Consider the following 22,169-nt stretch of genomic DNA (forward strand, 5'->3'; position numbering starts at 1 on the left):
CCGAGCGCCCCCCCCCCCCCCCCCCCCCCCCCCCCCCCGCCCCCCCCCCCCCCCCCCCCCCCCCCCCCCCCCCCCCCCCCCCCCCCCCCCCGCGCGGGGGTCGCACCCGTGCCACGCTGATCACGGACGGGGTGCGCGCGGGAGGGCGGCGGCGATGAGCGGTACCGGCTCGGTGACGGGTGCGGCGGGACGGGCGGGCAACAGCGACACCCTGGAGAACCTGGCCCGGGTGGGGTTGATCGCCTACGGGGTCGTGCACCTGCTCATAGCCTGGCTCGCACTGCAACTGGCGTGGGGCGGCGGCGGCCAGTCGGCCGACCAGTCCGGTGCGCTGGAGACCGTGGCCGGGTCCGCGGTGGGCAAGCCGCTGCTGTGGATCATCGCGATCGGCATGGTGGCCCTGGCGCTGTGGCAGGCCGCCGAGGTGCTGCGCTGGCGGTCGGGCTGGTCGGCGTCCGGCGACGCGCGGAAGAAGGCGCTGACCCGGTCGGGCAAGGCGGTCGCGAAGGCGGTGGTCTACCTGGCCCTGGCGGTCCTCGCGTTCCGGTACGCCACCGGCAGCGGCGGATCGGGCTCCGGCCAGCAGCAGACCGTGTCCGGCGTCTTCGGCTGGCCGGCCGGGCGCTGGCTGGTCGGCCTCGTGGGCCTGGTCGTCATCGGCGTCGGCGTCTACCACGTGGTCAAGGGCGCGACGAAGAAGTTCCTCGAGCAGGTCGACCTGGCCTCCGCGTCCCCGTCGGCGCGGCGCCTGGTCACCCGGCTGGGCCAGGTCGGCTACCCGGCCAAGGGCGTCGCGTTCGGCGTCGTCGGCGCGCTGCTGGTCTACGCGGCGGTGACCTTCGACCCGAGCAAGGCCTCCGGCCTCGACGGCGCGCTGCGCACCATCCTGGACGCGCCCTTCGGGCAGTTCCTGCTCACCCTGGTCGCGGTCGGCATCGCCGCGTTCGGCGCCTACTGCTTCGTGCGGGCGCGCTACCCCGAGCGCACCTGAGCGTGCGGCGCCCGCGCGCCCTCGACCGGGTGCACCGGGCGGTCTCGGCCGCCCGGGGCGTCACCGACCACCCCGTCCTGCGCGCCCTCGCCCGCCTCGGGCTGGTCGCCTACGGCGTGGTGCACCTGCTCATCGGCTGGCTGACCTGGCGGGTGTCCCGCGGCGCCGAGGACGCCGACGCCGACCAGACGGGCGCGCTGCAGGCGGTGGCCGGCACCCCCGGCGGCGTGGTGCTGCTGTGGGCGATCGGGCTGGGCCTGCTCGCGCTGGCGCTGTGGCAGGGCGGTGAGGTGCTGCTGTGGTGGCACGGACTGCTCGACCGGGAGCACCGCACCCGCACCGCGGTGGTGTGCGCCAAGTGCCTGGCCAAGGCGGCCGTCTACGCCGTCCTCGGGGCCACCGCGCTGCTGTTCGCCGTCGGCGCGGAGTACGAGGCCGACGAGCGGTTGCGCGAGCTGACCGGGGAGACGCTGGAGGTGCCCGGCGGCGCGGTGGCGGTGGGTACCGCCGCCGTGGGGGTCGCCGCGGTCGGCGCCTACTCCCTGTGGCGCGGGGCGACCGGCGGCTTCATGCGCGACATCGACCTGCCCGCCGCCCCCGACCGGTGGGAGCCGGTGATCGAGGTGGTCGGTCGCGTGGGCCACGTGGCCAAGGGCGTGGCGTTCGGCGTCGTCGGGGTGCTGCTGTTCCGGGCCGCGTCGACCGCCGACGTCTCCACCGCCACCGGCCTCGACGGCGCGATGACGGCGATCGGCCGCACCGGCGCGGGACCGGCGCTGCTCACCGTGGTGGCGGTCGGGTTCGCGGCGTTCGGCGTCTACGCGCTCGCCCGCGCCCGCTACCCCGACCGCGACCCGTCGCAGTGACGTGCTGGAACGGCCCTCGTGCAGGGGCCCTCCGCCTGCGCGTGCGAGGCGTGGGGGGCACGGGGGTCCTTCCTCAGGTGCGGGGGCCGCCGGCGACGTAGACGACCTGGCCGGAGACGAACCCGGCGCCCTCGCTGACGAAGAACGAGACGGTGTGCGCGATGTCCTCGGGGACGCCGGCCCGGGCCACCGGGATGGCGGCGGCGCGCTCGGCGACGTACTCGTCCCAGTCGCGGCCGATCCGCTCGGCGGTGGCCCTGGTCATCTCGGTCTGGATGAAGCCGGGGGCGATGGCGTTGGCGGTGACGCCGAACCTGCCCAGCTCGATGGCGAGGGTCTTGGTGAAGCCCTGCAGGCCGGCCTTCGCGGTCGCGTAGTTCGCCTGGCCGCGGTTGCCCAGCGCCGAGGTCGACGACAGGTTGACCACCCGGCCCCACCCGGCGTCGACCATGTGCTTCTGGCACGCCCGGGTCATCAGGAACGAGCCGCGCAGGTGCACGTGCATGACCAGGTCCCAGTCGGCGTCGGTCATCTTGAACAGCAGGTTGTCCCGGGTGACGCCGGCGTTGTTCACCAGCACCACCGGCGGGCCCAGCTCGGCGGCGATCCGGTCGACGGCGGCCTGCACCTGCTCGGCGTCCCCGACGTCGGCCCCCACACCGAGCGCGCGCCCGCCGGCGGCCTCGATGGCCTGCACGGTGCCCGCGGTCGAGGACTCGTCGAGGTCGATGACCGCGACGGCGAAACCGTCGGCGGCCAGGCGCAGGGCGGTGGCCGCGCCGATGCCCCGGGCGGCCCCGGTGACGACGGCGACGCGGGCGCGGGACTCGCTCATGGGGAGGCTCCTCGGGGGTCGGGGACTGCCGGCCGATCATGCCCGGCAGCCCCCGCCCCCTGCCCGGCGGGCCTAGACGCGCTCGAGGACGGCGGCCAGGCCCTGCCCGCCGCCGATGCACATCGTCTCCAGGCCGTAGCGAGCGCCGCGCCGGTCCATCTCGCGGGTGAGCGTGGCGAGGATCCGCGCGCCGGTGGCGCCCACCGGGTGGCCCAGCGAGATGCCCGAGCCGTTGACGTTCATCCGGTCGAAGTCGGCCTCGGTGAAACCCCACTCGCGGGTCACCGCGAGCACCTGGCTGGCGAAGGCCTCGTTGAGCTCGACGAGGTCGATGTCGGAGAGCTTGAGGCCGGCCAGGTCCAGCGCCTTCGCCGTCGCCGGCACCGGGCCGATGCCCATGGTCCGTGGCGGCACGCCGGCCACGGCCCAGGACACGATCCGGGCCAGCGGGCGCAGCCCGAGCTCGGCGGCCTTCTCCGGCGAGGTGACGACGCAGGCCGCGGCGCCGTCGTTCTGCCCGCTGGCGTTGCCGGCGGTGACGGTGGCCTCGGGGTCGTCCCTGCCCATGATCGGGCGGAGCTTGGCCAGGGTCTCGACGGTCGAGTCGGGGCGGATGTGCTCGTCGCGGTCGACGACGGTGTCGCCCTTCCGGCCCTTGACCGTCACCGGGACGACCTCGTCGGCGAACCGGCCCTCCTCGGTGGCGGCGGCGGCGCGCCGGTGGCTGCGCACGGAGTACTCGTCCTGCTCCTCGCGGCCGATCGAGTACTCGCGGCGCAGGTTCTCGGCGGTCTCCAGCATCCCGCCGGGCACCGGGTGGTGGACGCCGCCGGCGGTGACCCGGCCGCGGGCCAGGCCGTCCTGCAGCAGCACGCCGGGACCGGCCTTGACGCCCCAGCGCATCGCGGTCGAGTAGAAGGGCGCGTTGCTCATCGACTCGGCACCGCCGGCCAGCACGACCTCGGCCGACCCGCTCTGCACCTGCATCGCCGCGTAGAGCACCGCCTGGAGGCCCGAGCCGCAGCGGCGGTCGACCTGGATGCCGGCGGCGGTGACGGGCAGGCCCGCGTCCAGGGCGGCGACGCGGCCGAGGGCCGGCGCCTCCATGGTCGGGTAGCAGTGGCCGAGGACGACGTCGTCGACCGACTCCGGCGGCAGGCCGGTGCGCTCGACGAGCGCCCGGATGACGGTCGAGGCCAGGTCCTGTACGGGCACGTCCCGCAGCGACCCCCCGAAGCCCCCCACCGGGGTCCGCAGCGGCTCACAGATGACCGCGTCACGCACGGCGTCCTCCTCGGCTCGTGGACACCGCCCGCGTCCGGGCGGTTCGACAGGCAGTCTGCTCCCCCGCCGGGGACGGGCGGGAACGCGGCCTGGCCGGAGGTGGTGGCGTCAGGAGGCGCTGAGGGGAGGTCTACGTCATGCGGCGCCGGCGCCGGGTACGACCTGCTCGGCGCCGAGCAGCTCCCACAGGCCGGTGACCTGCAGGGCCCGGGCGACCGCGCGGGTGCCGACGAGGACGCGGAGCCGGGTGCCGGCCCGGTCGGCGGTGCGGTGCGCGACCGCGAGCACCGACAGGCCCGCGGAGTCGAGGAAGGTCACGGCCTCCAGGTCCACGGTCACCACGGGCGGCCCGCCGGCGAGGGCGCCGTCGACGGCCTCGCGCAGCTCGGGGGCGGTCGAGCAGTCCACCTCGCCGGTACAGACGATGCGCACGGCGCCGTCCGCGGGGATGACGTCGACCGTCAGCAGGTCGGCGGCAGGACGAGGGGAGACAGTGGTCACGGTGCGCCTCTCAGTCGAGAGCGGGCCCGTGCGAAGGACAGCGGCTGCACCAGCCGCACCAAGCGCGGAGTCCGGGGAGGACGTACACGGCTGAGTGTTGAACCGCACCTCGGACGGTAGGCCCGGGGTCGGTGGTGCGCAAGGGGCCCCGCCGTGTGCCCGCCCACCCGGTGGACGCGGGGATACTGGGGGCGTGAACGGGCGGTTGGTCCTGGCGGGCCTGATCTGGGCGGCGGTGTCGGCGGTGGCCGTCGTCGCCGTCGGCAACGTCATCGTGGCCCTCGGCCTGGCCGTCTTCGGGCTGGTCCTCCTCGTGGTCCTGGCGATGGCCAGCGACTGGGAGAGCCACCCCGACTTCGAGGAGCGGGAGCTGGCCCGGGCGCGCCGGCGCCGCGTGAAGTGGGACCGCGGTGCCGACGCGCGGGCCCGCGACCGCGCGCGCTGGGAGGCCCACCAGGCCCGCAAGGCCGCCCGGGACCGCGGCCGGGACTGACCTCTCCCGAAAACCCGTGGACGGCGTCCGCGGGGCCGCTCTAGCGTCGCCGTCATGCGCCTCTGAGCCCCTCCCGCGACGACGCCCGCGTCCTCCGCCGACGCCCGCGGGTCGAGCCCCCGGCTCCCCGCTCCTCCTCGCGCCCTCCTCAGGCGCTCCCCCTCCCTGGCTGCCGGCTGCCGGCGGCCGGTCCGACCTCCCCTCCGGAGGCCTCCCGTGTCACGTCCTGCCCGATCCCCGTCCCCTGCGGCCGCCGAGGCCCGCGGCGCCCTGCCCACCGACGAGGCGGCCGCGTTCGACCGGCTGGCGTCGGCGGTGCTCGCCGCACCCTCTGCGGCCCTCGGCGCCGTGCTGCGCACCCGGCTGCCCGGGGTGGCCGGCGTGCGCTGGCTGCACGCGGCCGGCCTGCCGCCCACCGCCCGCGCGGACGCCCTCACCGCCGACCAGTGGCTGTCGCTGTACCGCTGCTGGGAGAGGGACGCCGCCACGCCCCGCCGCTCGGCGGCGCGCGGTGGCGCCCTGCGGGGCGGCGGTCGCCCCTCCGCGCACGGGCACGCGCCCGGCGCGCTGGCCGCCCCGCGCTGGAACTGAGGAAGGACCTCCCTGCCCCCGGCCGGGCGTCAGCCGACCGCGTCCTCCGCGGCGAGGTCGGCGGTCCGGCCGGGCTCGGCGAACGCCTCGGCCAGGGCCTGCCGCAGCGGCCAGGCCCCGGCCCGCCAGGCCAGCGCCCTGCCCAGCGCGGCCGGGCTGCCGTCCACGTGGTCGACCGCGCCGTCGGGCCACCAGGCCACCGGGCGGCCGGCGGCCAGCAGCGGCTCGTGCACGGCGACCTCCCCGGTCAGCGCCGCGCGGCCGAGCCGGGCCGCGGCCAGCTCCGCTCCGGGCACCGCGGCCCACGGTCCGCGGCGCACCGGGGTGCTGGTGACCGCGGCCCGCACCCGCTCGCTCACCAGCGGAAGGTCGAGCAGGTCGGCGACCGGCCCGGGCGCACCACCGGCGGGCACGAGGACGCCGTCGGCCAGCGGCTGCAGCCACGGCGCGTCGAGCACCCCGACGGGTTCCCGGGCCGGGTCGGCGACGCGGTCGGGCGCCACCCGCACCCGCGCCGGCGGGTCGACGTCGAGGCCGTCGAGGGCGGCCGCCAGGCGCGCGTACACGGTGCGCAGCACGGCGGGCCGCACCGTGCGGGCCGGGTCGCCGAGCCGGTCGAGCAGGTCCCGCGCGGCGTCGGGGTCGGCGAGCACGTCGTCGACCGTGGCGGCCGGCCGCAGCCGCGCCAGCACCTCCGGCGGCGCCTGCGCCGGCTCGTAGAGGCCCTCCAGCTCGGCGCCGTCCGGCGCGCGCAGCCGGTCGGGGCGCCGCCCGCCGAGCACCGGGTGGGTCGACAGCCACCAGCGCAGGTGGGAGGGCACGGGGACGCCGTCGAGGACGACGTCGGCCCACGCCTCGCCGGGGGCGGCGGCCAGCAGCGGCAGCGCGCCGTCCCAGTCCGCGACCAGGTCCAGGTCGCGGACGGCGATCAGCGGCGGCCACGACGGCGGGGGCGCCCCGGTGGGCAGCCGGTCGAGGACGGCGTCGGCCCACGCGCCGGCCGCGTCGACGTCGAGGTCGTCGGGATCGTCGGCGCGCACCAGGGCGAAGGTGGTCAGGACGCCGACCGCCCGCAGCGCCACGGGGTCGCACCCGGCCGCGAAGTCCGGGTCGAGCAGCCCCAGCGCGCCGTCCTCGAGGACCGCGGCCAGCGGCGCCCCGGGCAGCAGCAGCTCCCCCGCCGGCGCCCACGCGCCGTCGTCGTCGGGCAGCGCGAGCTCGGCCAGCCACGGCAGCTCCCCGGGCGCGGTCCCGGCCGCGGCGACCAGGGCGAGCACCGCGCCGGCGAGGTCGGCGGGGTCGGTGTCGTCCCACCCCTCGTCGACCGCGTCGACGGACTCCTCGACGGCGGCCCGCACGGCGGGGTCGGCCAGCACCGCGGCCGCGGTGGCCGGGCGCGCGCCGAGCCGCTCCAGCAGCCGCCGCGCCGGCGGCGGCGCCACGGCCTCGGGGGCGGCGATGCGCAGCGCCAGGGGACCCAGCCGCCCGACCGGCAGGTCCTCGCCGGGCAGCAGCACGCCGGCCGGACCGGGGGCGGTGCGCCCGTCGGCCAGCGGCACCGGCAGCGCGCCGAGCTCCTCCCGCTCGGCGTGCGCGAGGGCGGTGTAGAGCCGCGCCCACCACGACGGCGGCCGGGCGACCCCCGCGACGGCCTCCACGACCTGTGCCGTCCTGACCCGCCGGACGCCGAGGGCGGCCAGCGCGGGGGCGCCCTCGCGCCGCGACCAGTCGGCCGGCAGCAGGCCGGGCAGCACGCCGGTGAGGACGGTGACCCGCTCGTCGGGACCGTCGTCGAGGACGGCCGCGCGGTCGGGGCGGAGCCGCTCCCCCGCCTCCGGGTCGGCCGCCGGGAGCCACGCGGTCCCGCGCAGCCGGTCGAGGACGGCCGAGCCGAGGGCGGCGTCGAGCTCGGCGGCGGCCAGGCCGATGCGCGGCACGAGGGCGAGCACCGCGGGGTCGGGTGCGAGCGCGGCGACCAGGTCGGCGTAGCCCTCCGCGGCCACGGCGACGAGTGCATCGGTGACCGGACCGGGCGCCACGTGCCGGCGGTCGGGGCCGAGAGGGAACGGCGCGACCAGCCGCGCCGGCAGGGACAGCGGCTCGTCGCTGGGCGTGGGCGCGTGCACCACCTGGCGACCCGGCAGCGGCCGCGGGCGCCCGTCGTCGTCGAGGGGCACCGCCCAGGTGAGCGTGTACCCGCGGCGGGCGCGCTCCTCGACCGGGCGGTCGGCGAACAGCTCGGCGGGCAGCTCCCCGCGGCGCTCGGCCACCCGCCAGGCCGTCGTCGTGTCGCCGTCGCGCAGACGGACCAGCGGCGGGGTGCGGGCGCACGAGAGGGTGCGGGAGGCCCCGTCGACGACCACCTCGATCTCCGTCAGGCCGGGGAGGGCGAGCAGCAGCCCGGCGTCGAGCGCCTCCAGCGCCGCGCGGACGGCGGCCCGCGAGCCGGCGCGCAGCGGCAGCACGACCTCCGTGGCGTACCCCGCGGGCGGCGGGCCGTCGGCGGGCCAGGGCAGCCGGAGCACCGGGACGGCGCCGTCGCGGCGGGCCAGCTCGCCGGCCAGCACGTCGACCTCGGCCACCTCCGCGCGGGTGCGGGCGGCGCTGAACCGCACGCCGCCGTGCACCGAGTGCACCGCCGGCTCGTCGGTGACCGCGAGGACGGCGGCGAACCCGACCCCGAAGCGGCCGATCGTCTCGAGCGGCGGCCCGCCCGCGACCACGGAGCGGCCGACCGTCTCGACGTCGTCGCGCTTCGCCGACGCGCGCAGGCTCGCGAGGCCCGCCACCCCGGCGGCGTCCAGCGGCGCCCCGGTGTTGGCCGCGTGCAGCACCTCTCCCCCGCCGCCGACCCCGCTGCCGACCGTGGCCAGCTCCAGGCGCAGCCGCCCCGGCACCCCGGCCCGGACGGCGGCGTCGGCGGCGTTCTGGGCCAGCTCGACCAGCAGCCGGTCGCGGTAGCCGCCGCGGACCAGGTCCTCCTCCGCGTTGGCGTCCTCGCGGAACCGGGCCGGCGAGTCGCGCCAGGCCGCCAGCACCCGGCGGCGCAGCTCCGCGGTGTCGAAGGGGTCGGCCACGGCGGCCAGCATGGCAGCGCGCGGGTCCCGCGGTCGGCTCCGGACAGGGGGCTACGCACCGGTAACCTGCGCCACATGTCGCTCGCCGAGCAGATGGACACGGTCACCGACGCCGTCGCCGGCACCGTCGACCGGCACGCCACCACCGAGACCTTCGAGTCGACCGACCCGGCCACCGGCGCGGTCGTCGGGGTCTTCCCGGTGCACGACGCCGCCGCGGTGCAGCAGACGGTCGAGCGGGCCCGCCCGGCCGCGCGGCACTGGGCCGAGCTCGGCTTCGACGGGCGGCGGCAGCGGCTGGCCGCCTACCGCGGCCACCTCGCCCGGCGGGTGCACGAGCTGGCCGACCTGGTGCACCGGGAGAACGGCAAGCCGCACGCCGACGCGGTCCTCGAGATCACCCTGGCGATCGACCACCTGGCCTGGGCCGGCGCGCACGCCCGGCGGACGCTGGGCCCGCGCCGCGTGCGCGCGGGGGTGCTGGCGGCCAACCACGCCGCGTACCTGGAGTACCAGCCCCTCGGGGTCGTCGGCGTGATCGGCCCGTGGAACTACCCGGTGTTCACGCCGATGGGCTCGATCGCCTACGCGCTCGCCGCCGGCAACGCCGTCGTCTTCAAGCCCTCGGAGTACACGCCGGCCGTCGGGGCGTGGCTCGCCGCCGCGTGGCGGGCCGCCGTCCCCGACGCCGCCGACGCCTTCCAGGTGGTCACCGGGCACGGCGCGACCGGTGCCGCGCTGTGCCGGGCCGGGGTGGCCAAGCTGGCCTTCACCGGCTCGGCGCCGACCGGCCGGAAGGTCATGGCCGCCTGCGCCGAGACGCTCACCCCGGTGCTCATGGAGCTCGGCGGCAAGGACGCGATGATCGTCGACGACGACGCCGACGTGGCCGCCGCCGCCGACGCCGCCGTCTGGGGTGCGATGAGCAACGCCGGGCAGACCTGCATCGGCATCGAGCGGGCGTACGTGACGTCCCCCGTCTACGACCGGTTCGTCGCCGAGGTGACCGAGCGGGTCCGCGGCCTGCGACCCGGCTCCGACGACGCGGCCGCCTACGGACCCATGACGATGGCCTCGCAGACCGACGTGGTGAGGCGGCACCTCGACGACGCCACGTCGTCGGGCGGCCGCGCGGTCCTCGGCGGCACCGTGGACGGCGACCTCGTGGCGCCGACCGTGCTGCTCGACGTGCCCGAGACCTCGATCGCCGTGCGGGAGGAGACCTTCGGGCCGACGCTCACCATCACCCGGGTGCGCGACGCCGAGGAGGCGCTCGAGCGCACCAACGCGTCGTCCTACGGCCTGGCCGGCGCGGTCTTCTCCCGGTCGCGGGCGCGCGCGATGGACCTCGCCCGCCGCATGCGCAGCGGCATGACCAGCGTCAACTCGGTGCTGACCTTCGCCGCGATCCCGGCGCTGCCCTTCGGCGGCGTGGGCGACAGCGGCTTCGGCCGCATCCACGGCGAGGACGGGCTCAAGGAGTTCACCCGCGCCAAGGCGATCACCCGCCAGCGGTTCCGGCTGCCGGTGGACCTCATGTCGTTCAGCCGCCCGCCGGCCGCGGCCGACACGGTGGCGCGGGTCCTGGGGCTGGTGCACGGGCGCCACCGGTGACCGGCGGGTACGACGTCGTCGTCGTCGGGGCCGGGTCGGCCGGCTGCGCGCTGGCCGCCCGGCTGACCGAGGACCCGTCGGTGCGGGTGCTGCTGCTGGAGGCCGGCGGGTCCGACGACGTCCTCGAGGTGCAGGTCCCCGCGGCGCTGTACAAGCTCTGGCGCACCCGGCGGGACTGGAACTACACCACCGAGCCGCAGCCGGGCCTGGGCGGGCGGCGGCTGTTCTGGCCGCGCGGCAAGCTGCTGGGCGGGTCGTCGTCGATGAACGCGATGATCTACGTCCGCGGGGCGGCCGCCGACTACGACGAGTGGGCGCGGCTGACCGGCGACCCGTCGTGGTCCTACGAGCGGGTGCTGCCGCTGTTCCGGCGGATGGAGGACAACGCCCGCGGTGCCGACCGGTTCCACGGCACCGGCGGGCCGCTGCGGGTGGAGGACCTCCGCTCGCCGCACCCGTGGACCCGCGCGGTGGTGGAGTCGGCGGTGGCCGCCGGTCACCCGCGCAACGACGACTTCAACGGTGCCGTGCAGGAGGGCGTGGGCCGGTACCAGGTGACGCAGCGGCGCGGCCGGCGCTGGTCGGCCGCCGACGCCTACCTGCGCCCGGCGCTGGGGCGGCCCAACCTCACCGTGCTGACCGGCGCGCTCACCACCCGGGTGCTGGTCTCGGGCGGGCGGGCCACCGGGGTCGAGTACCGGCGCGCCGGGCAGGTGCACACCGTGCACGCGTCGGCCGAGGTGGTGCTCTGCGGCGGCGCGGTGAACTCCCCGCAGCTGCTGATGCTGTCGGGCATCGGGCCCGCGGCGCACCTGCGCGAGGTCGGCGTCGACGTCGTCCACGACCTCCCCGGCGTGGGCGGCGGGCTGCAGGACCACCCGCTGGTGCCGGTCGTCTGGACCGTGCGGTCGGGGCGGTCGCTGTTCCGGGGCGAGTCGCCGTCGGGCTACGCGCGGTGGTTCGCCGCCCGCCGCGGGCCGCTGTCGTCGAACCTGGCCGAGGCGGGGCTGTTCACCCGGTCCCGGCTCGAGCTCGCCGAGCCCGACCTGCAGTACCACTTCCTGCCGGTCAAGTTCTGGCGGCAGGCGGAGGTCGACCCCGACGTCGACGCGTTCACCGCGGCCGCCGTCGTCGTGCACGTGCACTCGCGCGGGTCGGTGCGGCTGCGCTCGGCCGACCCGACGTGGGCGCCGGCGATCGACCCCGGCTACCTCACCGACGAGCGCGACCTCGACGCGCTGGTGACCGGGGTGGAGGAGGCCCGCGAGATCGCCTCGGTCGGGCCGCTGGCCCGGGTGCTGGCCGAGGAGTGGTCACCCGGGGCCACCGTCCGCACCCGGGAGGGGCTGCGGCAGGCGGTGCGCGACACGCTCGAGTCGCTGTACCACCCGGTGTCGTCCTGCCGGATGGGCGTCGACGACGCCGCGGTGGTGGACCCGCAGCTGCGCGTGCACGGCCTCGACGGGCTGCGGGTGGTCGACGCCTCGGTGATGCCGACGCTGGTCCGCGGCAACACCAACGCCCCGACGATGGTGATCGCCGAGCGCGCCGCCGACCTGCTGGCCGGCCGGACCGCCGACCCCGCCCTCGCCCCGACCCCCTGACCCCCGCCGGAGGGGTGCCTTTGTAGCGCTAATGGCTGTCCCGGGAGGTGGGACGGCGACGGATCCGCTGCGGGCTGGAGCCCGGCGCCCGCTCGATCTCGCCGCGCGCCTCGAGGTCGACCTTGGTGTAGGTGCAGTAGTTGCGCAGCCGCCCCTTCGGGAACAGCGGGTGGGCGGCGTGGCGCTCCTGGGCGCTGGCCACGACGTCGCGCAGCAGCACCCAGCCGTCCGGGCCGGCCAGGTCGTCGAGGGTGTCGAGGATGTGGGCCCGCACGAACTCGTACTGGGCGAGGTCCATCGTCCAGCCGTCCAGGCCGCCGGGACGGGTCGCGTTGAACACCTGCACCCGGCCGCGGGCGCGCGCCTCGGCGTCGGCGTCCCAGGCCGACTGCGGCACCGGTCCGCTGTGCGGGTCGGCGCTCACGGGACCGCCGGGCGCCGCTCGACGTGCGCCCTGAGCTGCTCGAGGTCGCGCACGTGCAGCGCGCGGACCCGGCGGCCGACGACGGCCTCGGCCAGCCGGCGGACCACGGGTGGCAGCGGCGGGGTCGCGCGGAAGTCGAGGTGCACCCGGGACCGGCCGCCGCCGAGGTCCTCGATGCGGAAGTCGACCTCCGGCGTCATCTCCCGGCCGCCGGGGAGCCGGTTGCGCAGCCGGTACTCGACCCGGTCGGCTGTCGCGCTCATCAGCCGCTGCCGGCCCTGGACGACGCCGGACCGGTCGCGGAAGACGATCTCCGATCCGGGGCTGCGCCCGTCGCCCTCGACCGCGCACGTGTAGCCGGTCGCCTCCGGCCACGCCGACCACCGCATCAGCTCGTGCTCGTCGGCGATCGCGGCCCGGACCTCGGCCACCGGCCGGTCGACGTCGATGCTCTCGGTCCAGCGCACGCGGACCCCCTCCATCAGTTCGACGGGTGAACGATGCGACCATCGAACCATGTCCGGGAACCAGACGCTGCCGTCCGCAGACCTGCTCACCGCGTGCCGGGCGCTGGCCCGCGCGGTGGACCTGTTCGAGGAGGCGGCGTGCGGCGTCCTGGGGGTGGGCCGCAACGACCTGCGCGCACTGAACCTGCTCGAGCACGGGCCGCTGGGACCCAGCGCCCTGGCCGACGCGCTCGGGCTGTCCCGCGCCGCGGTCACCGCCCTGCTCGACCGGCTCGAGGCCGCGGGGTACGTGGCCCGCACCGCGGCTCCCGGCGACCGTCGCGCGGTCCACGTCCACCTGCAGCCGGGGACGTGGGCCGCCTTCGCCCGGGTCTACCGCCCGCTCGGGGACCGCGTGCGCTCGGTCGGGGACGACCTGTCCGAGCACGACCGCCGGGTCGCCGCCGCGGTGCTCGAGTCCCTCGCGGACACCGTCGACGCGGTCCGCGGGGAACTGGAGGCCCGGCCCGGCTGATGTGCCTTTATCGCGATATTGGCTCCTTCCCTCGGGAGCCTTTACCGCGATATTGGCTCCTGCCGCTCAGACCGCTGCCAGCGCGGCGCGGATGCGAGCAACGAGGGCCTCGAGGTCGCGCAGGTCGGCAGCGGTCACCCGGATCACCCGCCAGCCCGCGGCGCGGAGCCGGTCGAGCCGCTCGGCGTCGCGCGTGACCTGGTCCGCCTCGAAGTGGTGCGCCCCCTCGTACTCGATCGCCAGCCGCACGTCCGGGAAGGCCAGGTCGACCCGGGCGACGAACCGCCCGTCGTCGACGACCTCGAACTGCGGCACGGGCTCGAGACCGGCGAGGACGAGGCAGACCCGCAGCCGTGACTCGCGCGGCGACTCCGCACGCGGGTCGACCAGCAGGACCGCCCGGCGGACCCGGCTCACGCCCCACCGGCCCGCGCCCCGCTCCGCCATCGCGGCGAGGCCGGCGAGCGGGACGTGGCCCGCACGCACCATCGCGTCCACCGCGGCGACGGCCGTCGTCAGCGGTTCGAGGGTCATCACGTCCCAGGCCGTCCGGAGCGGGACGGTGAGGGGCACGTCGTCGACCACGACGACGTCCGCGGGTGACAGGACCGTGTGGTGCACGGTGGCCTCCCGCGGCCCGCGCCAGCGGATCTCCTCCGGGCACACGAGGGTCACCGGGTCGTCGGCCGCGGCGAAGGCAGCGCCGTACCAGGCGGCCGCCGAGTGCCCGCCGACGGCCACACCCGGCGGCATCACGAGTGCGACGCCCTGGCAGCGGAGCCGGTGGTCGACGGGCAGCCCCCCGGGTCGGCGTAGACGCCCTGGGTGAGCCTCCGGTAGCTGCGTCGTCGCAGCTGCCCGCGGGTGAGGAGGCCCTCGCCGATGGCAGCGCTGCCGACGAAGACCCCGGGGAGGAGACGGCGGTGAGCAGACACCCGGGCAGCGTCGTGGACGCAGGAGCCGCCGACCGGCGTCGTCCACAGGCCGGGTGCCATCAGCGCTACAAAGGCACCACGCCGGGGACACCCAGGTGCCGATATCGCGACAAAGGCACCTCCTCGGAGGGCTGGCGTCAGCCGTGGGTGGTGGCGGCGGACGAGGTGGTCGGCTCGGTGGGCACGGCGGGCGGTGCGGCTGGGGCCGGGCGGCGGCGGATCGAGATCGACAGCGCCGCGGCCAGCAGGCACAGCGCGCCGGCGCCGAACCAGGCCAGGTCGTAGGAGCCGGTGACGTCGCGGATGACGCCGCCGCCGAACGCGGCCACCGCCGACCCGACCTGGTGCGAGGCGAACACCCAGCCGAAGGCGACCGGCGCCCGCGCCCCGAAGTGCTCGCGGCACAGCGCCAGCGTCGGCGGGACCGTGGCCACCCAGTCCAGGCCGTAGAAGACGATGAACGCCACCATGCTCACGTGCAGGTCCGGCCCGAACAGCGGCGGCAGCAGGAACAGCGAGAGCCCGCGCAGCGCGTAGTAGGCCAGGAGCAGCACCCGCGGGTCGGCGCGGTCGGTCAGCCACCCCGAGAGCACGGTGCCGGCGATGTCGAAGACCCCCACCACGGCGAGCAGCGCGGCCGCGGTCGTCACCGGCATGCCGTGGTCGTGGGCGGCGGGGATGAAGTGCGGCTGCACCAGGCCGTTGGTCGACGCCCCGCAGATGAAGAACCCGGCGGCCAGCAGCCAGAACGGCCGCGTCCGCGCCGCCTCCACCAGGCCGCGGACGGCGGTGCGTGCGGCGCCGGTGCGCACCGGGTCGACGTCGTCGGCGGCGGTCCCGCCGTAGGGGACGGCGCCCACGTCGCGCGGCCGGTCGCGCAGCAGCCAGAGCACCAGCGGGACGACGGCGAGCGCGGCCGCCGTCGTCCCCAGCGAGGCCGCCCGCCAGCCGCCGCTGGTCTGCGCGATCGCCGCGACGACGGGCAGGAAGACCAACTGCCCGGTCGCGCCGCCGGCGGTGAGGATGCCGCTGACCAGCCCGCGCCGGGCGACGAACCAGCGGCCGGTCACGGTGGCCACCAGCGACAGCGCCATCGACCCGGTGCCCAGCCCGACGGCGAACCCCCACAGCAGCACCAGCTGCCAGCTCGCGGTCATGAACACGGTCAGGCCGCTGCCGAGGGCGGTGAGCAGCAGCGCGCCGACGACGACCCGGCGGATGCCGAACCGCTCCATCAGCGCGGCGGCGAACGGCGCGGTCAGCCCGTACAGCGCCATGTTCACCGCGACGGCGGCCGAGATGGTCGACACCGACCAGCCGAACTCCGCGCGCAGCGGGTCGATGAGCACGCCGGGCACGGCCCGGAACGCCGCGGCCCCGACCAGCGCCAGGAAGGTCACCGCCGCCACCCACCACGCCGGGTGCACGCGCGAGCTGCGGACGGGCGCGGGAGACGTCACGGCCGGAGAGCATGACCCGTGTCATGCCGACCGGGCCAGTGGCCGGGAGGTCAACATGTGCAAGGATCCGGCCATGTCCTCCGCGGCCAGCGCGAACGGCTCCGCACCTCCGCCCGTCCCGCACGAGGTCGTCGTCCTGGCGGTCGACCGGGTCGTCGGCTTCGAGCTGGGCCTGCCCTACCGGCTGCTCGGGCTGGCCGAGGACGACGCCGGCCGGCCGCTCTACCGGGTCCGGGTGGCCACCCTCGACGGGCGTCCGGTCCGCACCGCGGACGGCTTCTCGGTGCTGCCCGAGCACGACGGGTCGGTCCTCGCCGAGGCGGACACGGTCGTCGTGCCCGGCATCATGGGCGGCCCCGTCGTCACGGAGGGGCGCGTCCCCGCCGAGCTGGCCGCGGCCGTGCGGGACGCCGCGCGGCACGCCCGCATGGTGTCGATCTGCACCGGGTCCTCGCTGCTGGCGGCGGCCGGGCTGCTCGACGGGCGCCCGGCCGCGACGCACTGGCGCGACGCCGAGGCGTTCCGCCGCACCTTCCCCGCCGTCCGCCTCGACGCCGACGTGCTCTTCGTCGACGACGGCGACGTGCTGACCTCCGCCGGCGTGGCCGCGGGCATCGACCTGCTGCTGCACCTGGTCCGGCGCGACCACGGCAGCGAGGTGGCCAACCGGGTGGCGCGGCGCAACGTCGTCGCCCCGTGGCGGGAGGGCGGGCAGTCGCAGTTCGTCGAGCGGCCGCTGCCCGAGCCCGGCGACGCGGGCACCGCGGCCACCCGCGCCTGGGCGCTCGAGCACCTGGGCCAGCCGCTCACCCTCGCCGACCTCGCCGGGCACGCACGGATGAGCGTGCGGACCTTCACCCGGCGCTTCCGCGAGGAGACCGGCCTGTCGCCGCTGCGCTGGCTCGCCGCGCAGCGGATCGCGCTGGCGCGGCGGCTGCTGGAGTCCACCGACGCCTCGGTCGACCGCGTGGCGGCCGAGGCCGGGTTCGGCACGACGGCCTCGCTGCGCTCGCACCTGCGCGCCTCGATCGGGGTCGCGCCCGGCGCCTACCGCCGCACCTACCGGGGCGCCTCCATCAGCCTTTGACGCTACAAGGGCACCTCCCTCGCAGGGGGGTGTGACGCGCGACTCCCCGGTCCGGCGGCAGGATCGGCGGCCCCGTCTGGTTGAGTGAGGGGACCGGCGTTGCCCTCGCTCATCCGGAGCGGCAGGACTCGACGTCGGGCTGGTGCAGCGCCACGGAGGCGCGCCCGGCTGTCCGACGTCGCCGCCGGCGCGCTCCGCCCCGTTCCCCGGGGCCGGCCTGCGCCCGCGCACGGTGACCGACGACGGCGACCCGAGAACGCCCGAGGAACCGATGACCTCCCAGCAGTCCCCCACCTCCGCCGGCCCCGCCCGGCCGCGCCGCCGTCGCGGCGGCCGCGGCCGCGGGACCGGCACCGGCACCGCCGTGCCGGCCGCACAGCCGCAGCCGCAGCCGCAGGAGATCCCCGCCGGCGACGTCGCGACCGTGCTGCCCGCCGACACCACGTTCGAGGCGCTCGGCGTGCCCGCCCCGCTGGCCGAGGTGCTCACCGCCAGCGGCATCACCGCCCCGTTCCCCATCCAGGTCGCGACGCTGCCCGACTCGCTGGCCGGCCGCGACGTGCTCGGCCGCGGCCGCACCGGCTCGGGCAAGACGATCGCCTTCGCCCTCCCCCTGGTCTCCCGGCTGGCGGCCTCCACCACCCGCCGCCAGGCCCGCCGGCCGCGCGCGCTGGTCCTCGTCCCGACCCGCGAGCTGGCCAACCAGGTGCTCGCCACCGTCGAGCCGCTCGCCCGCGCCCTCGGCCTGCGCTGCACCACCGTGTTCGGCGGTGTCGGGCAGAACCCGCAGGTGCAGGCACTGGCCGCCGGCGTCGACGTGGTCATCGCCTGCCCCGGCCGGCTCGAGGACCTCATCGGCCAGGGGCACGCCGACCTGTCCGCCGTCGAGGTCACCGTCCTCGACGAGGCCGACCACATGGCCGACCTCGGCTTCCTCCCCGGCGTCAAGCGGCTGCTGGACCGGACGCCGCAGGGCGGCCAGCGACTGCTGTTCTCGGCCACGCTGGACAACGGCGTCGACGTGCTGGTGAAGCGCTACCTGTCGCAGCCGGTGACCCACTCGGTCGACCCCGCCGTCGCGCCGGTGTCCACCATGACCCACCACGTGTTCCAGGTGAGCGCCGCGGACAAGGCCGAGGTCGTGCGCCAGCTGGCCTCCGGCCTCGGGCGCAGCGTGCTGTTCACCCGCACAAAGCACCAGGCCAAGAAGCTCGCCAAGCAGCTCACCGCGGCCGGCGTCCCCGCCGTCGACCTGCACGGCAACCTCAGCCAGAACGCCCGCGAGCGCAACCTCGAGGCGTTCAGCACCGGCGGCACGCGGGTCCTGTGCGCCACCGACATCGCCGCGCGCGGCATCCACGTCGACGACGTGGCGCTGGTCGTGCACGTCGACCCGCCGACCGAGCACAAGGCCTACCTGCACCGCTCGGGCCGCACCGCCCGCGCCGGGGCCGGCGGCACGGTGGTCACCCTCTCCACGCCCGACCAGCACGGCGAGGTGCGGACGCTGACCCGCCAGGCCGGCATCACGCCGGTCGTGGCCACGGTGCGCCCCGGCGCCGAGCAGATCACCGCGCTCACCGGCCCCGCGGCGCCGTACGTCGAGCCGGCCCCGGCACCGGCGCCCCAGCCGCCGGGCCAGGGCGGCGGACGGCGGCGCCGCGGCGGTTCCGGCGGCGGCTCGGGCACGACGGCGTCGGCCACGGCGGGCACCACGGCCGGGAGCCGCGGACAGTCCCGCACCCCCGGTCCGGCGCGCACCCGCGCCGAGCTGGCCGCGCGGGCCGGGACCCACTCGGCAGCGTCGTTCAGCGGGCGGTCGCGGCGCGGCGGCCGCTGACCGCGTCGGGCTCCGTTCCGGGGTTGGTCGCGGGGACGGTCGGGAAGAGCACTCCCGACCGTCCCCGACCCCTGCGAGGTGCCCCGTGGCCCTGCCCATCACCCTGTCCGAGATCGGTCCCCGCGTCTCCGCCGGCGCGTTCATCCTCAACAGCGGCCTGGGCAAGCGCGGTGCCGACGAGCAGACCGCCGCCGGGCTGCACGGCTTCGCCGCCGGCACCTACCCGTTCCTCAGGGACGTCGAGCCGCGGCAGTTCGTGCAGGTCCTGTCGACGGCGGAGATCGCCGTCGGGGCCGCCCTGCTGACCCCGTTCGTCCCGACCGCGGTGGCCGGCGCCGTCCTCACCGGCTTCGCCGGGGGCCTGCTCGGCCTGTACCTGCGCACGCCCGGCATGCGCAAGGAGGGCAGCCTCGCCCCCACCGAGCAGGGCCTGACCGTGGCCAAGGACGTGTGGCTGCTCGGCATCGGCGTCGGGCTGCTCACCCGCGGCACCGTCGACCGCGGCGCCAAGCGCGTGGAGAAGGCCTCGCGGACCCTCGCCCGGGCGAACCGCCGCGTGGCGAAGGCCGAGCGCAAGGTCGAGCGGCAGGCCGAGCGCCGCGCCGCCCGGGCCGCCGCCCGCGCCGCCGCGTAAGTCAGTCGCCGGGGAGGAACACCGTGCCGACCAGGCGCCGGCGCCGGTCTCCGCCGGGCTCGTTGCCCAGCCGGGCCCGGAGCACCGCACGGACGTCGTCGAGCAGGCCGGCGAACTCGTCGTCGTCCAGCCACAGCCCGGTCATCCGGTAGCCGACGCCGTCACGCGCCGGATCGGGCCCGCCCGGCGCGTCCGCGGCGCGCGCCACCCAGCGGTCGAAGTCGGCCAGCAGCGCGGCCACGAACGTCCCGAACGCGCGGCGGTGCTCGTCGGAGGTCATCGCCGCGGCCTCGGCCGGCCCGACCGAGGCCGCGGTGACCACCAGGCGGTAGGTGCGCTCGGTGCTCCCCCGGACCCGCCGCTCGGCGACCACCTCGAGCACGCCGGCGTCGGCGAGCACGCCGACGTGCCGGTAGAGGGTCGCGACCGGGACGTCGGGCAGCTCGGCGTGCAGCTCGCCGGTGGTCAGGGTCCGGTCGCCGAGCAGCGCCTGGACGACCCGGAGGCGCACCGGGTGCAACAGGAGGTCCGCGGTCGCCACGCAGCCACCTCTCTCATCATTGACAACGGTCTCACGATCGATAACAATGATGCCATGGCGACGATCGAGACGACACCCCGGACGCTGCGCGTCACCCTCACCCGGGCCGAGAAGGTCCTCGGCCTGCTGCGCGACCTCGAGGTGCCGCTGACGGCGGTGCACTCGGCCGAGGTCGTCCCCGACGGCCTGGCCGCCGCCCGCGGCCTGCGCGCTCCCGGGCTGGGCCTGCCCGGCCGGCGGCTGATCGGCACCTGGCGGCGCCGGGGCAGCAAGGCGTTCGTCAGCGTGCGCCGCGGCCCGGCCGTGCGCCTGCACCTGACGGGGCAGCGGTTCGACACCCTGCTGGTGTCCGCCGGCGACGCCGCCGCGGTCGCCGCCGGCGTCGCCGCGCACCTGCCCCCCGGGCGCTGACCGTGCGCGAGACCCCGCTGAGAGTGCCCGGCGAGCCCCCGCTCGCCGGCACCCTGACCCTGCCCGACTCCCCCGGCCCGGTGCCCGCGGTGCTGCTGGCGCCCGGCTCGGGCCCGCTGGACCGCGACTCCGACCACCGCCGGGCCCGCTTCGGCGTCACCCGGGAACTGGCGCACGCCCTCGCGGAGGGCGGCATCGCGTCACTGCGCTACGACAAGCGCGGCGTCGGCGGCTCCCCCGGCGACTGGCGGCGGGCCGGGTTCTCCGACAACACCGACGACCTGGTCCGCGCCCGCGAGGCCCTCGCGGCCCGGCCCGAGGTCGACCCCGGCCGCGTGCTGCTGGTCGGCCACAGCGAGGGTGCCCTGCTGGCCGCGGCGGTGGCCGCGCGCGGGGTGCCGGCCGCCGGGGTGGTCCTGCTGGCGGCGTCGGCGCGGCCCGGCGACGAGCTGCTGCGCTGGCAGGCCCGGCAGATCGGGCCCACCCTGCCGGCTCCCGTCCGCGGCGTGCTGCGGCTGCTGCGGATCGACCTGGAGCGCAAGGTGGCGGCCAACCACGAGCGCATCCGGGCCACCACCACCGACGTCGCCCGGATCGGCGGCGTGCGGGTGAACGCCCGCTGGCACCGGGAGTTCCTCGACCACGACCCGCGGGGCGACCTCGCCCGGATCACCGCGCCGGTGCTCGCCGTGACCGGCGAGAAGGACCTGCAGGTCCCGGTCGCCGACCTCGACGTCGTCGCGGCGACGGTGCCCGGCCCGGTCACCACCGTGGCGGTGCCCGACCTGACGCACACGCTGCGCCGCCAGCCGGGGCGGGCGTCGATGGGGGCCTACCGCGGCGAGCTGCGCCGACCGGTGGACGCCGAGGTGCTCGCGGCCGTCGTCGGGTGGTGCCGTCGGGTGGTCGCGGTCACGTCCCCCACCTGAGCCGGGAGGACGGGGGTTCCCGACCGGCGCTGGTGGGTGCAGTATCCCCGGCCAACGGTGGACCGTCGCCGGGACGGGCCCCGTCGTTCGCGAGGAGGTCCATGTGTCGCTGCCCACCCGTCGCGCCGCGGCGCTCGCCATCACCCTGGGCGTCGGCCTGCTGGGTGCGTGCTCGGACGGCGGTGAGGGTGACACCGCCGCCGCCTCGACCAGCGCCCACGCCGAGGGCGAGCACTCCGAGGACACGCCCTCGCCGAGCGCCACCTCGAGCAGCGCCACGTCCAGCGGCACCACGCCCAGCAGCGCCGCGCCGGAGAGCACCCCCGCTGCCGCCCCGGCGGCGCCGGCCGAGGCGCGGACCGTCACCGCCACCGAGGGCGAGATGTACATCGACCTCTCGGAGAGCTCCTTCACCCCCGGTGAGTACACCATCGAGGTGGTCAACGAGGGCAACGCCACCCACGACCTGGTCGTCGAGCGGGACGGGCAGGACGTCGCCGCGAGCGACACCATCGGACCGGGCGAGTCGACCACGCTGACGGTCACCCTCGAGGCGGGTGAGTACGTCTTCTACTGCTCGATCGGCAACCACCGGGCCATGGGGATGCTGACGAACGTGACGGTCGCGGCATGAGCGGCCAGACCTCGACCCGGCCCCCGCGGACCGGGGTGGCGATCGCGCTGCTCCGACTGGTCGGGGCGGCGCTGCTGGCGGCGATCGCCGCCATCCACCTCTATCTGTGGCAGCAGGGCTACAGCGGTGTCGAGGTGATCGGCCCGGCGTTCCTCGTGCAGTCCGCACTCGGGATCGGTGGCGCGCTGCTGCTGCTGGCCGCGCCGCCGCGCCTGGTGACCTGGGCGGCATCGCTGGGCGCCCTGTTCGCCGCGGGGTCCCTGGCCGCACTGCTGCTGTCCACGACGGTCGGCCTCTTCGGGTTCGTGGAGACCACCCTGGCGACCCTGTGGTGGGAGTCCTTCTGGGTGGAGGCGGCCGCCGTCGTCGTCCTCGTCGTGCTGGCCGTCCTCGCCCGGCGGCCGGCCGGCCGCTGACGCCCGGCGGTGGGCGGGCGG

Annotated in this window: 24 protein-coding genes; 14 read left to right on the forward strand and 10 right to left on the reverse strand. The window is 77.1% G+C overall.

Annotation, left to right across the window (positions count from 1 at the left end; genetic code table 11):
- The first annotated feature begins 154 nt into the window (after positions 1 to 154).
- Both ACI79V_RS21300 and ACI79V_RS21305 read left to right on the forward strand, forming a co-directional pair.
- A complete protein-coding gene (locus ACI79V_RS21300; protein WP_456892492.1) occupies positions 155 to 991 on the forward strand; it encodes a DUF1206 domain-containing protein in 837 nt (278 codons plus the stop codon).
- Positions 992 to 993: 2 nt separating this feature from the next.
- Positions 994 to 1,857: a DUF1206 domain-containing protein gene (locus ACI79V_RS21305; protein ID WP_456892494.1), complete on the forward strand. Its 864-nt coding sequence runs from the start codon at positions 994 to 996 to the stop codon at positions 1,855 to 1,857.
- A gap of 73 nt (positions 1,858 to 1,930) precedes the next feature.
- Here the strand turns inward: ACI79V_RS21305 and ACI79V_RS21310 are convergent, their stop codons facing one another.
- The 3 genes from ACI79V_RS21310 to ACI79V_RS21320 form a co-directional block, all read right to left on the reverse strand.
- Entirely contained in the window at positions 1,931 to 2,692 is a 762-nt protein-coding gene (locus ACI79V_RS21310) for an SDR family oxidoreductase (RefSeq protein ID WP_456892496.1), read from the reverse strand.
- A 72-nt stretch (positions 2,693 to 2,764) separates the two neighbouring features.
- Positions 2,765 to 3,976, reverse strand: a complete 1,212-nt coding sequence (locus ACI79V_RS21315; RefSeq protein WP_456873609.1) for an acetyl-CoA C-acetyltransferase — start codon at positions 3,974 to 3,976, stop codon at positions 2,765 to 2,767.
- A 135-nt stretch (positions 3,977 to 4,111) separates the two neighbouring features.
- Positions 4,112 to 4,477, reverse strand: a complete 366-nt coding sequence (locus ACI79V_RS21320) for an STAS domain-containing protein (RefSeq protein WP_456873608.1) — start codon at positions 4,475 to 4,477, stop codon at positions 4,112 to 4,114.
- A 193-nt stretch (positions 4,478 to 4,670) separates the two neighbouring features.
- Here ACI79V_RS21320 and ACI79V_RS21325 point away from each other — a divergent pair, with 193 nt between their 5' ends.
- Together ACI79V_RS21325 and ACI79V_RS21330 are read left to right on the forward strand one after the other, a co-directional pair.
- A complete protein-coding gene (locus ACI79V_RS21325; RefSeq protein ID WP_456873607.1) occupies positions 4,671 to 4,970 on the forward strand; it encodes a hypothetical protein in 300 nt (99 codons plus the stop codon).
- Between the two features lie 216 nt (positions 4,971 to 5,186).
- Positions 5,187 to 5,561 (forward strand): hypothetical protein, encoded by a 375-nt coding sequence (locus ACI79V_RS21330; RefSeq protein ID WP_456892498.1) that lies wholly within the window; start codon positions 5,187 to 5,189, stop codon positions 5,559 to 5,561.
- A 29-nt stretch (positions 5,562 to 5,590) separates the two neighbouring features.
- On the opposite strand, the gene ACI79V_RS21335 is transcribed toward ACI79V_RS21330, so the two are convergent.
- A complete protein-coding gene (locus ACI79V_RS21335; protein ID WP_456892500.1) occupies positions 5,591 to 8,638 on the reverse strand; it encodes a sacsin N-terminal ATP-binding-like domain-containing protein in 3,048 nt (1,015 codons plus the stop codon).
- 75 nt (positions 8,639 to 8,713) lie between these two features.
- Here ACI79V_RS21335 and ACI79V_RS21340 point away from each other — a divergent pair, with 75 nt between their 5' ends.
- Positions 8,714 to 10,252 (forward strand): aldehyde dehydrogenase family protein, encoded by a 1,539-nt coding sequence (locus ACI79V_RS21340; RefSeq protein ID WP_456892502.1) that lies wholly within the window; start codon positions 8,714 to 8,716, stop codon positions 10,250 to 10,252.
- Entirely contained in the window at positions 10,249 to 11,856 is a 1,608-nt protein-coding gene (locus tag ACI79V_RS21345) for a GMC family oxidoreductase (protein ID WP_456892504.1), read from the forward strand. The genes ACI79V_RS21340 and ACI79V_RS21345 overlap by 4 nt, the downstream gene beginning before the upstream one ends.
- Before the next feature lie 28 nt (positions 11,857 to 11,884).
- Here the strand turns inward: ACI79V_RS21345 and ACI79V_RS21350 are convergent, their stop codons facing one another.
- Both ACI79V_RS21350 and ACI79V_RS21355 read right to left on the reverse strand, forming a co-directional pair.
- The gene (locus ACI79V_RS21350; protein ID WP_456892506.1) at positions 11,885 to 12,280 is read right to left on the reverse strand and encodes a DUF6958 family protein; all 396 of its coding nucleotides are present in this window, start codon (positions 12,278 to 12,280) and stop codon (positions 11,885 to 11,887) included.
- On the reverse strand, positions 12,277 to 12,747 hold the full coding sequence (locus tag ACI79V_RS21355; RefSeq protein ID WP_456892508.1) for an SRPBCC family protein: 471 nt from the start codon (positions 12,745 to 12,747) through the stop codon (positions 12,277 to 12,279). Before ACI79V_RS21355 ends, ACI79V_RS21350 begins: the two co-directional genes overlap by 4 nt.
- 49 nt (positions 12,748 to 12,796) lie before the next feature.
- Between ACI79V_RS21355 and ACI79V_RS21360 the strand changes: the two genes are divergently transcribed.
- Complete coding sequence (locus ACI79V_RS21360; RefSeq protein ID WP_456892510.1) at positions 12,797 to 13,261, forward strand: MarR family winged helix-turn-helix transcriptional regulator; 465 nt, start codon at positions 12,797 to 12,799, stop codon at positions 13,259 to 13,261.
- Between the two features lie 66 nt (positions 13,262 to 13,327).
- Here ACI79V_RS21360 and ACI79V_RS21365 read toward each other — a convergent pair whose 3' ends face one another.
- The 3 genes from ACI79V_RS21365 to ACI79V_RS21375 form a co-directional block, all read right to left on the reverse strand.
- Positions 13,328 to 14,014 carry an endonuclease domain-containing protein gene (locus ACI79V_RS21365; RefSeq protein ID WP_456892554.1) on the reverse strand — a complete coding sequence of 229 codons (687 nt, stop codon included), beginning with the start codon at positions 14,012 to 14,014 and terminating at the stop codon, positions 13,328 to 13,330.
- Positions 14,014 to 14,256: a hypothetical protein gene (locus ACI79V_RS21370; protein ID WP_456892512.1), complete on the reverse strand. Its 243-nt coding sequence runs from the start codon at positions 14,254 to 14,256 to the stop codon at positions 14,014 to 14,016. The genes ACI79V_RS21365 and ACI79V_RS21370 overlap by 1 nt, the downstream gene beginning before the upstream one ends.
- A gap of 77 nt (positions 14,257 to 14,333) precedes the next feature.
- Positions 14,334 to 15,656, reverse strand: coding sequence for an MFS transporter (locus ACI79V_RS21375; protein ID WP_456892514.1), 1,323 nt, complete (start codon positions 15,654 to 15,656; stop codon positions 14,334 to 14,336).
- 73 nt (positions 15,657 to 15,729) lie between these two features.
- On the opposite strand from ACI79V_RS21375, the gene ACI79V_RS21380 reads away from it, so the two are divergent.
- The 3 genes from ACI79V_RS21380 (at position 15,730) to ACI79V_RS21390 (ending at position 19,217) form a co-directional block, all read left to right on the forward strand.
- Positions 15,730 to 16,743: a GlxA family transcriptional regulator gene (locus ACI79V_RS21380; protein ID WP_456892517.1), complete on the forward strand. Its 1,014-nt coding sequence runs from the start codon at positions 15,730 to 15,732 to the stop codon at positions 16,741 to 16,743.
- A gap of 271 nt (positions 16,744 to 17,014) precedes the next feature.
- Positions 17,015 to 18,583, forward strand: coding sequence for a DEAD/DEAH box helicase (locus ACI79V_RS21385; protein WP_456892518.1), 1,569 nt, complete (start codon positions 17,015 to 17,017; stop codon positions 18,581 to 18,583).
- Between the two features lie 85 nt (positions 18,584 to 18,668).
- Positions 18,669 to 19,217: a hypothetical protein gene (locus ACI79V_RS21390; RefSeq protein WP_456892520.1), complete on the forward strand. Its 549-nt coding sequence runs from the start codon at positions 18,669 to 18,671 to the stop codon at positions 19,215 to 19,217.
- Between the two features lies 1 nt (position 19,218).
- Here ACI79V_RS21390 and ACI79V_RS21395 read toward each other — a convergent pair whose 3' ends face one another.
- Positions 19,219 to 19,758: a helix-turn-helix domain-containing protein gene (locus ACI79V_RS21395; RefSeq protein WP_456892522.1), complete on the reverse strand. Its 540-nt coding sequence runs from the start codon at positions 19,756 to 19,758 to the stop codon at positions 19,219 to 19,221.
- Positions 19,759 to 19,812: 54 nt separating this feature from the next.
- On the opposite strand from ACI79V_RS21395, the gene ACI79V_RS21400 reads away from it, so the two are divergent.
- The 4 genes from ACI79V_RS21400 to ACI79V_RS21415 all read left to right on the forward strand — a co-directional run bounded on the left by ACI79V_RS21400 (position 19,813) and on the right by ACI79V_RS21415 (position 22,148).
- Positions 19,813 to 20,169: a hypothetical protein gene (locus ACI79V_RS21400; protein ID WP_456892524.1), complete on the forward strand. Its 357-nt coding sequence runs from the start codon at positions 19,813 to 19,815 to the stop codon at positions 20,167 to 20,169.
- Between the two features lie 2 nt (positions 20,170 to 20,171).
- Positions 20,172 to 21,098, forward strand: coding sequence for an alpha/beta hydrolase family protein (locus ACI79V_RS21405; RefSeq protein ID WP_456892526.1), 927 nt, complete (start codon positions 20,172 to 20,174; stop codon positions 21,096 to 21,098).
- A 103-nt stretch (positions 21,099 to 21,201) separates the two neighbouring features.
- A complete protein-coding gene (locus ACI79V_RS21410) occupies positions 21,202 to 21,732 on the forward strand; it encodes a cupredoxin domain-containing protein (protein WP_456892528.1) in 531 nt (176 codons plus the stop codon).
- The gene (locus ACI79V_RS21415; RefSeq protein ID WP_456892530.1) at positions 21,729 to 22,148 is read left to right on the forward strand and encodes a hypothetical protein; all 420 of its coding nucleotides are present in this window, start codon (positions 21,729 to 21,731) and stop codon (positions 22,146 to 22,148) included. The genes ACI79V_RS21410 and ACI79V_RS21415 overlap by 4 nt, the downstream gene beginning before the upstream one ends.
- Positions 22,149 to 22,169: the final 21 nt, after the last annotated feature.

It is taken from the genome of Geodermatophilus sp. SYSU D00700 (genome assembly GCF_054050255.1).

Bases quoted from the DNA above. Each gene is read 5' to 3' on its own strand.
- ACI79V_RS21365 (WP_456892554.1), bottom strand. From the start codon at position 14,014: ATGCCGCCGGGTGTGGCCGTCGGCGGGCACTCGGCGGCCGCCTGGTAC.
- ACI79V_RS21360 (WP_456892510.1), top strand. From the start codon at position 12,797: ATGTCCGGGAACCAGACGCTGCCGTCCGCAGACCTGCTCACCGCGTGC.
- ACI79V_RS21310 (WP_456892496.1), bottom strand. From the start codon at position 2,692: ATGAGCGAGTCCCGCGCCCGCGTCGCCGTCGTCACCGGGGCCGCCCGG.
- ACI79V_RS21370 (WP_456892512.1), bottom strand. From the start codon at position 14,256: ATGGCACCCGGCCTGTGGACGACGCCGGTCGGCGGCTCCTGCGTCCAC.
- ACI79V_RS21300 (WP_456892492.1), top strand. From the start codon at position 155: ATGAGCGGTACCGGCTCGGTGACGGGTGCGGCGGGACGGGCGGGCAAC.
- ACI79V_RS21380 (WP_456892517.1), top strand. From the start codon at position 15,730: ATGTCCTCCGCGGCCAGCGCGAACGGCTCCGCACCTCCGCCCGTCCCG.
- ACI79V_RS21385 (WP_456892518.1), top strand. From the start codon at position 17,015: ATGACCTCCCAGCAGTCCCCCACCTCCGCCGGCCCCGCCCGGCCGCGC.
- ACI79V_RS21400 (WP_456892524.1), top strand. From the start codon at position 19,813: ATGGCGACGATCGAGACGACACCCCGGACGCTGCGCGTCACCCTCACC.
- ACI79V_RS21415 (WP_456892530.1), top strand. From the start codon at position 21,729: ATGAGCGGCCAGACCTCGACCCGGCCCCCGCGGACCGGGGTGGCGATC.
- ACI79V_RS21340 (WP_456892502.1), top strand. From the start codon at position 8,714: ATGTCGCTCGCCGAGCAGATGGACACGGTCACCGACGCCGTCGCCGGC.